Origin of the sequence: Sphingopyxis sp. (assembly GCF_035250425.1) — a bacterium.
Classification (GTDB): domain Bacteria; phylum Pseudomonadota; class Alphaproteobacteria; order Sphingomonadales; family Sphingomonadaceae; genus Sphingopyxis.
The window spans coordinates 1-2,326 of sequence record NZ_DATFFD010000061.1; the positions used below are offsets into that span (position 1 = coordinate 1).

Genomic DNA, 2,326 nt, shown 5'->3' on the forward strand with positions numbered 1-2,326 from the left:
GATATCGACATGGAGCGGATGGTGATCGTCCGCTATCGCAGCCGCCGTGACATCGCCGACCTTTACGCCGACCCGGCGTTCGCGGCGGCGTCGGTGCATAAATGGGCGGCGCTGCGATCCAATGTGCGAATGCTCGCGGAGGGGCGGCAGGTTCCCGAAGGCGTGCTGCCGGCACTGCTCGTCGCGCTGCTGGCGGGATATGGCGTGTCGCGCGGGCTCAGTCGGCGATGGTCGCGGCGCGGTTGATCGACCCGGTTGCCGATCCGCTCTTGCCGCTGGCGGTGGGTCCGGCGATAAGTGCCACGGGAGGCCGCGTCCTGGCGGTCGAGAAAGAAGGAGATGTCATGTTCGTCGCGACGCTGATAGCAGCAGGAAAGCTGACCGACGAGGTGGTTCGCGAAGGGATCGACCGGCTGGCGGCGACGGGGCACGATGTCGGCGCCCCGCACTGGATCGACGAGCATGACGCGGCGGATATTGTCTTTCACGGCAGCCTGGTGAGCGCGCGCAAGGAACTGGCGCTGATGGACCATGGCTCGCTCGACATCGTCGTCCAGCCGCTGGGCGACCGGACCAAGAAGCTGTTCATCGCCGACATGGATTCGACGATGATCACCGTCGAGTGCATCGACGAACTCGCCGATTATGCCGGGCTGAAGCCGCAGATCGCGGCGATCACCGAGCGCGCGATGCGCGGCGAGCTCGATTTCCGCGCCGCGCTGGAGGAACGTGTCGGATTGCTCGCGGGAATGCCCGAGTCGACGCTGGTCGATTGCCGGATGGAGCGCGTGCGGCTGACGCGCGGCGCGCGGACCTTGGTGCAGACGATGAAGGCGCATGGCGCGCATACGGTGCTGATTTCGGGCGGCTTCACCGCCTTTGCCGGGCCGGTGGCCGAGGCGATCGGGTTCGACAAGGTGGTCGCGAACGAGCTGGAGATCGCGGGCGGCAAGCTGACGGGCAAGGTGCGCGAGCCGATCGTCGATAGCGCGACCAAGCTGGAGACGTTGAAGGCAGAGGCCGCGAAGCACGGGCTGCCGCTCGCCGAGACGCTGGCGGTCGGCGACGGCGCGAACGACATTCCGATGATCACGAGCGCGGGGCTGGGGATCGGCTATTATCCGCACCCCGCGGCGGGCGAGGCGGCGGCGGCGGTGATCCGGCATCACGATTTGACGGCGCTATTGTGGGCGCAGGGTTATCCGCGGCGGAGCTGGGTGTTGGGGTAGGGTGATGGCGGCGGCGAACGACCGGAAGCTGACCTTCCTTTCATCGTCATCCCGGACTTGATCCGGGATCCATAGCTGCGCCGTCGTCGTGGATCCCGGATCAAGTCCGGGATGACGAAGGGTCGGGCGATGGTTATGGTGTCCGGTGTGGAGGTCCCATGACGAAGCACCGCATCTATTCGATCAGCGTCGCGAGCGTGTACCCGCACTATATCTCCAAGGCGGAGAAGAAGGGGCGGACCAAGGCCGAGGTCGACGAGATTTTCCGCTGGCTGACCGGATATAGCCAGAAGGCGCTCGAGGGCGAGTTCGCCAAGGGAACGAATTTCGAGGATTTCTTTGCGCAAGCGCCCGCGCTCAACCCGTCGCGCGAGTTGATTACGGGCGTGGTCTGCGGCGTTCGCGTCGAAAATATCGAAGACCCGCTGATGCGCGAGGTCCGCTATCTCGACAAGCTGATCGACGAACTCGCCAAGGGCAAGGCGATGGAGAAGATATTGCGGACCTGACGACGAACGATGGTGTTATCACGCGACCTCTCTTGCCATATTAACAATGTTAACATTGATGTCGTTCAAATGGGATCGATGTTTACGTCGTAAACAATGGTGCGAAACCTGTCTCGGGGCCGCGATTGGAAGCGGCCGCCGCGCCCACGGAATTGGCGTCAGCCCTGCGCCTTGACCTTGACCCACACATGGACCGTCGCGGCGAATTTGCCCGGTTCGGGCTTGCCCACGTCGATCCGTTCGGCGGTGACGAGTTCGCCGGTCGCGAGGTTGAAGCTGGCCCAGGGTTTCGGCATGCGGCCGAAGGTCATTTTCTGGATCGGCTGGCCGGTGGCGGTGTTCATGATTGTCGCGGTGATACCCATGGCGGCCGGGTAGCGGCGGGGTAGTGATTCTGTCTAGAGCGGAAAGCGGGATCGCTATGCAGTCGCGGCGATTTCATCGGTGAGCCAGCCGCGGAAGCGCAGCATCGCGTCGCTTTCGGGGCGCGACATCAGGCGGGTGAGCCAGTAGCGGCCGGCGTCGATCGTCGCGGCGAAGGGCTGGACGAGCAGTTCGGCGGCGAGTTCGCGGGTGAACATCGCGGGC

General features: G+C 64.6%; 4 protein-coding genes. 3 read left to right on the forward strand and 1 reads right to left on the reverse strand.

Annotated features, from left to right (window positions below; translation table 11 throughout):
* The 3 genes from VJ811_RS03760 to VJ811_RS03770 all read left to right on the forward strand — a co-directional run.
* Positions 1–246: hypothetical protein (locus VJ811_RS03760; protein WP_324070941.1), on the forward strand; the 246-nt coding region annotated here is incomplete at its 5' end.
* 98 nt (positions 247–344) lie between these two features.
* Positions 345–1,229, forward strand: a complete 885-nt coding sequence (gene serB / locus VJ811_RS03765; RefSeq protein ID WP_324070942.1) for a phosphoserine phosphatase SerB — start codon at positions 345–347, stop codon at positions 1,227–1,229.
* 158 nt (positions 1,230–1,387) lie between these two features.
* Complete coding sequence (locus VJ811_RS03770) at positions 1,388–1,738, forward strand: DUF2200 domain-containing protein (protein ID WP_324070943.1); 351 nt, start codon at positions 1,388–1,390, stop codon at positions 1,736–1,738.
* A gap of 158 nt (positions 1,739–1,896) precedes the next feature.
* Here the strand turns inward: VJ811_RS03770 and VJ811_RS03775 are convergent, their stop codons facing one another.
* Positions 1,897–2,103 (reverse strand): hypothetical protein, encoded by a 207-nt coding sequence (locus VJ811_RS03775; RefSeq protein ID WP_324070944.1) that lies wholly within the window; start codon positions 2,101–2,103, stop codon positions 1,897–1,899.
* Positions 2,104–2,326 lie beyond the last annotated feature (223 nt).